The 6,763-nt window shown below is 67.2% G+C and carries 8 protein-coding genes; all 8 read right to left on the bottom strand.

Annotated elements, in window-relative coordinates; translation table 11 throughout:
* Positions 1-990: glycosyltransferase (locus ACEN88_RS21595; RefSeq protein ID WP_413342894.1), on the bottom strand; the 990-nt coding region annotated here is incomplete at its 3' end.
* Positions 991-1,059: 69 nt separating this feature from the next.
* Positions 1,060-1,302, bottom strand: a complete 243-nt coding sequence (locus ACEN88_RS21590; protein WP_413342892.1) for a hypothetical protein — start codon at positions 1,300-1,302, stop codon at positions 1,060-1,062.
* A 10-nt stretch (positions 1,303-1,312) separates the two neighbouring features.
* A complete protein-coding gene (locus ACEN88_RS21585; protein WP_413342890.1) occupies positions 1,313-1,765 on the bottom strand; it encodes an FKBP-type peptidyl-prolyl cis-trans isomerase in 453 nt (150 codons plus the stop codon).
* A 15-nt stretch (positions 1,766-1,780) separates the two neighbouring features.
* Entirely contained in the window at positions 1,781-2,377 is a 597-nt protein-coding gene (locus tag ACEN88_RS21580) for a MarC family protein (RefSeq protein WP_371766855.1), read from the bottom strand.
* 97 nt (positions 2,378-2,474) lie between these two features.
* Positions 2,475-3,017: a phosphoribosyltransferase gene (locus tag ACEN88_RS21575; RefSeq protein WP_413342888.1), complete on the bottom strand. Its 543-nt coding sequence runs from the start codon at positions 3,015-3,017 to the stop codon at positions 2,475-2,477.
* 92 nt (positions 3,018-3,109) lie between these two features.
* Positions 3,110-4,423, bottom strand: coding sequence for an adenylosuccinate synthase (locus tag ACEN88_RS21570; protein WP_371768021.1), 1,314 nt, complete (start codon positions 4,421-4,423; stop codon positions 3,110-3,112).
* Complete coding sequence (locus ACEN88_RS21565) at positions 4,423-5,577, bottom strand: ATP phosphoribosyltransferase regulatory subunit (RefSeq protein WP_413342885.1); 1,155 nt, start codon at positions 5,575-5,577, stop codon at positions 4,423-4,425. The genes ACEN88_RS21570 and ACEN88_RS21565 overlap by 1 nt, the downstream gene beginning before the upstream one ends.
* A 184-nt stretch (positions 5,578-5,761) precedes the next feature.
* Positions 5,762-6,640, bottom strand: a complete 879-nt coding sequence (gene hflC / locus ACEN88_RS21560) for a protease modulator HflC (RefSeq protein WP_056132272.1) — start codon at positions 6,638-6,640, stop codon at positions 5,762-5,764.
* Between the last annotated feature and the right edge of the window lie 123 nt (positions 6,641-6,763).

Genomic DNA, 6,763 nt, shown 5'->3' with positions numbered 1-6,763 from the left:
GCCCGCACGCGCCGCGGCGTGGCTCGTGCCCGCGCCGCCGTGATGCACGACGAGCGCCGTGCGCGGGAACAGCCAGTCGTGCGGCGTGTCGTCCAGCACGAACACGTCGGGCGGCAGGCGGGATGAATCGATGCCGCTCCAGCCCGGATGGAACAGCACGCGCCGCCCGCTGGCCACTGCCGCGATCGCATCGACCAGCGTGCCCTGGGCGATGCCCGCCATGCTGCCGAAGCCGATGTAGACGGGCGCAGGCCCGGCCGCCAGGAAGTCCAGTAACGCGCGCGGCGGTGTAAAGCCCTCCCCCGCCGGCAACTGCCAGACGCCCGTGACCGCGACGTTCGGCGGCCAGTCGGCCGGGCGCGCCAGCAACGTGGGGGAGCAGCCGACGAGCAGCGGCATGTCGCGCCAGGGTTGCTGGCGCGGCGGGGCGCCGAACACCCGCGCGCGGGCACGGTTCAGTTCCGGGCCGAACATCGACCACGCCATCCGTTCGAACGCGCGGTGGGCCAGCATATTGGCCCAGCCCGGCAGGCGGTGCATGTTCAGGAACGGCGGCGCGAATTCGCCCGTGGGCGTCATCGGCCACATCGCGGCGCCGATGCACGGGATGCCGAGCCCCTCCGCCACCGCGAGGCCGACGAAGCCGGCAAGTCCCGAATACACGATCAGGTCGCTGCCGCGCGCGGCCGTACACGCCGCTTCCATCCACGGCAGCGTGTTGTCGCGCGCGAGCGTCGCGCAGGCGCGCATCAGGCGGGACATGCTGGCGCCATCCTTCAGCAGCGCGCCGAATGCGCCGCCCGGCTGGAACGCGCCGCGCATGTCGCCGGCCAGTGCGGTGAACGGAATGCCGAGGGTCTGCGCGCGCGGGGCGCCCGCGACGTCGGCCAGCAGGTGCGTCGCGTGGCCGCGGTCGACGACTTCGCGCGCCAGCGCCAGCAGCGGCCGGGTATCGCCTTCGGTGCCGTAGGTGAGAAAGGTGATCTTCATGGTCGTGCCTCGTTCGGAAAGGCACGATTGTCGCCGGCGGACGTCAGCCCGGCTTGTATAAACCCGACATCACAGCCGATAGGGCCAGTATTCGGGATCGGTCTCGATATGCGCTTCCAGCCGCGACGGCGGCAAGAAGGCCAGCTCGCGCAGTTCGCGCGCCATGTGGGCCTGGTCGGCATAGCCCAGTTCCGCGGCCAGGTCCGCGAGCGAGCGCGCCGGCGGCCACGGCTCGTCCACGGTCGAATAGAAGCCGATGCCGTGCAGGGCCTCGGCCAGCTCGCCCCGCGGGTGGTGCATCCAGGCGTGCATGCGCTGCGGCTTATTGCACGTCGAGCAGTTCGACGTCGAAGATCAGGTTGGCGTTCGGCGGGATCGGGCCCGCGCCTTCCGCGCCATAGCCCAGCGCGGCGGGAATGACGAGCGTGCGCTTGCCGCCCACCTTCATGCCGTCGACGCCCTGGTCCCAGCCCGGGATCACCATGCCGCTGCCGAGGCGGAACGTGAACGGCTTGCGGCCGATGGAGCTGTCGAATTTCTCGCCGTGGTGGTCGGGCGCGTCCGGCAGGTACAGCCAGCCCGTGTAGTTGACGGTGACGTGGGAGCCGGCCCTGGCTTCGGCGCCCGTGCCGGCGGTCGTGTCGATCTTCTGGAAGCCGATGGCGGAGGTGTCGGCCTTCACCGGGGCGGCCGGCGCCTCTTCCCGGCGCTTGCAGGCGGCGAGGGACAGCGCGAGTGCGAGGCCGAGGAAACCGGCGCGGATCATCGGGGTCATGTTGAATCCTTGAGGTTATAAAGTCTTGACGAAGGCGCGCACGCCGCCCAGCAGCATCTCGATCGACATCGCGGTCAGGATCAGGCCCATCAGGCGCTCGAACGCCGTCATGACCTGGGTGCCCAGCACCTTCTGCAGGCGCTCGGCGCCGAGGAAGACGGCGAGCCAGATGATGGCGACGGCCGCCAGCGCGGCCACGTGTACCATCACCTCCTCCACCGACTGCGACGTGAACAGCAGCACGGTGGCCAGCGCGGACGGCCCGGCCAGCGCGGGAATCGCGAGCGGCACGATGAACGGCTCGCCGCCTTCGCTGCGGCCGAGCACGCCGTCCGGATGCGGGAAGATCATGCGGATCGCGATGATCAGCAGGATGACGCTGCCGCCGATGCGCAGCGAGATGTCGGTCAGCTGCAGCGCCGCGAGGAAGTGGCGGCCGAAGAACATGAACAGCAGCAGCAGGAGAAAGGCGATGGCGCATTCGCGCACGACGATGCGCGGGCGGCGGGCCGGGGCCACGTCCTTCAGCGCCGTCACGAACAGGGGGACGTTGCCGAAGGGGTCGGTGACCAGCAGCAGCAGGATGAAGGTCTGGAAGAAGCTCTGGGTCATGGGACGTTGTTATTGTTATGGCAGGTGTGATCTTAACCGATCAAATGAAAAAGGGCGGCACCGCGGTGTCGCCCTTCTCGTTTCGCATCTGCCCGAATCAGTTCTGTTCGAACTTCTTCAGCCACGACGACAGCTGGTGCGGACGCAGGCCATCGTAGTCTTCGAACGGCTGGTGGATCCACGGATTGTGCGGCAGGTCGACCAGGTGGTAATCCGGCTTGATCGACGACGTGCCCTTGACCCAGATGACGGCCGAACGCACTTCCGTGACGTCCTGGTAGTTCTCCTGCAGGTGCTCGCGCACGCGCATCAGGGTGACGCCCGAATCGGCCAGGTCGTCGACCAGCAGGATGCGGCCGGCCAGCGGGCCCTTGGTCATCGTCATGTACTTGGCGATGTCCAGGTCGCCCTGCTTCGTGCCCGCTTCTTCGCGGTACGAACTGGTCGACAGGATCGCCAGCGGCACGTCGAAAATGCGCGAGATCGCGTCGCCCGGGCGCACGCCGCCGCGCGCGAGGCACAGCACCATGTCGAACTTCCAGTTCGATTCGTACACCTTGAGCGCCAGGCGCTCGATCAGGCGGTTGTATTCATCCCAGGAGACCCACAGGTCCTTGTCGGTCGAGGAAGGCGTCGTCATTTGGATTATCCTAGTTTTTGCTTATGGCTAACTTCTGCTTGTGACTGATGTCCCCACCCCACGGGTGGCGCGGCGGGGACGATGTTTCGATATCAGGCTGCGAACGGGTGGCGCAGCACGATGGTTTCTTCGCGATCCGGACCGGTCGACACCATGTCCACCGGGACGCCGACCAGTTCTTCGATGCGCTTGATGTACGCACGCGCATTGGCCGGCAGTTCGTCCATCGACTTGGCGCCGACGGTGGTGCCCGTCCAGCCCGGCATCTCTTCGTACACCGGCACGCAGGCCGCGGCTTCTTCCGCGCCGACCGGGAAGATGTCGACGTCGCGGCCGTCGATCTTGTAGCCGGTGCACAGCTTCAGCGTGTCCAGGCCGTCCAGCACGTCCAGCTTGGTCAGGCACATGCCCGACACGCCGTTGATCTGCACGGAGCGGCGCAGCAGCGCGGCGTCGAACCAGCCGCAGCGGCGGGCGCGGCCCGTCACGGTGCCGAACTCGTGGCCGATGCGCGACAGGTGTTCGCCCACGCCGGCGTCCGTCGGCAGTTCCGACGGGAACGGGCCCGAACCCACGCGGGTCGTGTAGGCCTTGGTGATGCCCATGATGTAGTGCAGCATGCCCGGACCGACGCCCGAACCGGCGGCGGCGTTGCCGGCCACGCAGTTCGACGAGGTGACGAACGGGTACGTGCCGTGGTCGACGTCCAGCAGCGAGCCTTGCGCGCCTTCGAACAGCAGGTGGCCGCCGGCGTTGTGCGTCGCATACAGCGCGGACGACACGTCGCCGACCATCGGACGCAGGCGCGGCACGAGGGCCATCGCATCGTCGTACACCTTCTGGAAGTCCAGCGCCTGGCCGCCCAGGAAGCCGGTCAGCACGAAGTTATGGTATTCCAGGTTCTCGCGCAGCTTCTCGGCAAAACGGGTTTCGTTCAGCAGGTCGGCGATGCGGATCGCGCGGCGCGCGACCTTGTCTTCGTAGGCCGGGCCGATGCCCTTGCCCGTCGTGCCGATCTTGTTGACGCCGCGCTTCGCTTCGCGGGCGACGTCGATGGCGACGTGGTAAGGCAGGATGACCGGGCAGGCTTCCGAGATCTTCAGGCGCGACGCGACTTCCACGCCGGCCGCTTCCAGCTTGTCGATCTCGCGCATCACGTCCGGTACGGAGACGACGACGCCGTTGCCGATGTAGCAGGCCACGCCTTCGCGCATGATGCCCGACGGGATCAGTTGCAGCGCGGTCTTCTGGCCCTTGATCACCAGCGTGTGGCCGGCGTTGTGGCCGCCCTGGAAACGCACCACGCCGGCGGCATGGTCGGTCAGCCAGTCGACGATCTTACCCTTGCCTTCATCGCCCCACTGGGTGCCGATGACAACGACGTTCTTAGCAGTATTTGACATCATTAACCTAAGTTTTTGAGAATCCAATTTCCTTGTTCGAGGACGAGCACACGGTCGCACTCGAACTCGTCCTGTACATTGTCGTGACCCGGCATGGACTGGATCACCACTTCGCCCGCTTTGCGCAGTTCAGCGATTTTTTCGCGCAGCTCGGGCGCGTTGCCCCAGGGGGCACGAATGGAGTGCTTGCGCTCGGCCGTCGGCAGCAGCCGGGCCAGTTCGCGCAGGTCGAGCGAGAAGCCCGTGGCCGGACGCGCGCGGCCGAAGGCTTCGCCCACGTGGTCGTAGCGTCCGCCCCTGGCCACCGCGTTCGGCAGGCCCGGCACGTACAGCGCGAACATGGCGCCGCTTTCGTACTGGTAGCCGCGCAGGTCGGCGAGGTCGATCGCGATCTGGGCGCGGCCCAGCGCGGAACCGGCCAGCGCGGCGAGTTCCGCCAGCGCGCGGGCGATCCCCGGCAGCGCCGGCAGCACGTCTTTTGCGCGCGCCAGCACGTCGATGTCGCCGTACAGGTTCGGCAGCGCCAGCAGCGCGGCGCGGGTTTGTTCGTTGTAGCTTACCGTTGCCTCTTGCAGGCCCGGGACGTCCTTCGAGCGCAGCAGCGAGTACAGCAGCTGCTCGTCGCGCTTGGCGGCGGCATCCTCGGCGAGGATCGCGCGCAGCACGCCGACGTGCGACAGGTCCAGGCGCGGCTGTTCGAAGCCGGCCAGCGCGAGCGACGCCAGCGCCAGTTCCTGGATCTCCGCGTCCGCTTCGAGGCCGGCGTGGCCATAGATCTCCGCGCCGATCTGCAGCGGCTCGCGGGTCGCGTGCAGGCCGGACGGCTGCGTGTGCAGCACGCTGCCGGCATAGCACAGGCGGGTGACGGTGTCGCGGTTCAACAGGTGCGCGTCGATGCGGGCGACCTGCGTCGTCATGTCGGCGCGCAGGCCGAGCAGGCGGCCGCTCATCGAATCGACGAGCTTGAAGGTGCGGAGATCGGTATCCTGTCCGGCGCCGGCCAGCAGCGAATCGACGTATTCTAGCAGCGGCGGCATCACGAGTTCGTAGCCGTAGGTACGGAAGGTGTCGAGCATCAGACGGCGCAGCTCTTCGATCTTGCGCGCTTCGGACGGCAGGACGTCGGCGATATTCTCGGGCAGGAGCCAGGTGGGCATGGGCAAAGCGGGTCGGGTTATTAAAAGTCGGACAACATTCGGGCAGCATGAACGCGGCTTTGCACGCGTTCATTCCGCCGAATCGACGATTTTAACCGAAAACGCGGGGCGGTTGGCGATGAAACGAATGCCAACGTTGCCGATACTCCACGATGGACGCCGCACGTTCGCGCTTGTTGCGCGCTCACTTACCCGCGCCCGGACCCTTGAAATACTTGAAGAACTCGGAGTTCGAGTCGATCACGATCACGTCGTTGCGGCCCTTGAACGTGGCCTTGTACGCTTCCATCGAGCGGTAGAACCGGTAGAACTCCGGATTCTTGCCGAACGACTGGGCATAGATCTGCGACGCCTGCGCATCGCCTTCTCCCTTGATCGTCTCGGCGTCGCGCTGGGCGTCGGCGAGGATCACGCTGCGCTGGCGCTCGGCGTCGGCACGGATCGTCTCCGCCTCGGCCACGCCCGTCGCGCGCAGTTCGTTCGCCACGCGCACGCGGTCGGCCTTCATGCGTTCGTACACGGCATTGTTGACCTGGTCGATGAAGTCGATACGCTTCAGGTGCACGTCGACGACTTCCACGCCGAGGTCTTTCGCTTCCGGGGCCAGGTCGGCGCGCACGGCATTCGCCACGTCCGTGCGCTTGCCGCCCGTCAGCACGTCGGCCAGGTTGCGTTTGCCGATCTCGGCCGTGAGCGCATTGCGCACGAGCTGGTTCAGGCGCTCGCCGCCGCGGTCGGCGTTGCTGCCGATGGCGATCACGTACTGGCGCGGATTCACGATGCGCCATTTCACGAACGCATCGACGAGCAGGTCCTTCTTTTCCGCCGTCAGGAAGCGCTCGCCGTCGGGCGTGTCGAGCGTCTGCAGGCGTTTATCGAGGAAGACGACGTTCTGGAACGGCGGCGGCGCCTTGATGTTCAGGCCCGGTTCCTGGATGACCTCGCGCAGTTCGCCGAGCGCGTACACGACGGCGTAACGGTGCTGGTCGACGACGAACACGGACGACGACACGAGCGCCACCGCGATGGCGGCGCCGATCAGGCTGGCTAACAGGCGGCTCATCAGCGGCTCTCCCGTTCGCGGCCGGTGTCGCGGCTGCGCAGGTCGCGCGTGCGGTTCGATTCGCCGGCCGAGACTTCCGTCTGCGGCTGCGGCTGCGGTTGCGCCTGGGCCGGCGCCGGCTGC

The organism is Massilia sp. CT11-108, assembly GCF_047302915.1.
GTDB classification, from domain to species: domain Bacteria; phylum Pseudomonadota; class Gammaproteobacteria; order Burkholderiales; family Burkholderiaceae_D; genus Telluria; species Telluria orientalis.
This window is presented reverse-complemented; position numbering and strand designations above follow the sequence as displayed.